Origin of the sequence: Brochothrix campestris FSL F6-1037, from assembly GCF_000525915.1 — a bacterium.
In the GTDB taxonomy this organism is placed as follows: Bacteria; Bacillota; Bacilli; order Lactobacillales; family Listeriaceae; genus Brochothrix; species Brochothrix campestris.
The window spans coordinates 1-686 of record NZ_AODH01000112.1 but is presented as its reverse complement, the minus strand read 5'-3'; the positions used below and the strand labels follow the sequence as shown (position 1 = coordinate 686).

Genomic DNA, 686 nt, shown 5'->3' with positions numbered 1-686 from the left:
ACCTCATCTGCTGATACAGTTGCTACGCTTACTCCGATTGTTCCGACGGTTAAACCAATGGCCATTAATTGTGCTAATTTCATATTATATTCCTTCTCTCTGATTAATTTTTTTTATTTGTTTACTCATTTGCTACTTATTCTGCTGGTTTTAATGTCCAGTCAAGTGTTGTTGCATATGTGCCAGCTGCGGTTGCTTTCGGTGCAGCTAATGTTGGGTTTAAGTCAATTGCATGTTCAAAACGTGATCCGTTTGCTACGAGTTGATTTTCTTCCGACACTGCGACTGTTTCAGCTGTTACGCCTGCATTTGCTGTCGCTGCTAAGTTAATTTGCAAGCCTTGTTCTGTGAAACTTTTAGCATCGACGGGCGCTGTTTCTTTCACTGTTAAATCCCAATTTTCATCAATCCCACGGTAATCATTGATGCCGATAATTGCCTCTGCTTTAGCGCCTACTGTTTGCGCTTCGCCCGTTAAAGTAATGTCTTCAAAAGCAATCGTTGGTGCGATTTCTGAGAATGTTAACTCCCCACCTTTTAAAGTTACACTTGCTGCTGTCGAACCGTCACGCACCTCATCTGCTGATACAGTTGCTACGCTTACTCCGATTGTTCCGACGGTTAAACCAATGGCCATTAATTGTGCTAATTTCATATTTATATTCCTTCTCTCTTGATTAATTTTT

The 686-nt window shown here is 41.0% G+C and carries 1 protein-coding gene; it reads right to left on the bottom strand.

Annotated features, from left to right (window positions below; all coding sequences use genetic code 11):
- Positions 1–136: 136 nt before the first annotated feature.
- Complete coding sequence (locus tag BCAMP_RS12130; protein WP_035315912.1) at positions 137–655, bottom strand: hypothetical protein; 519 nt, start codon at positions 653–655, stop codon at positions 137–139.
- Positions 656–686: the final 31 nt, after the last annotated feature.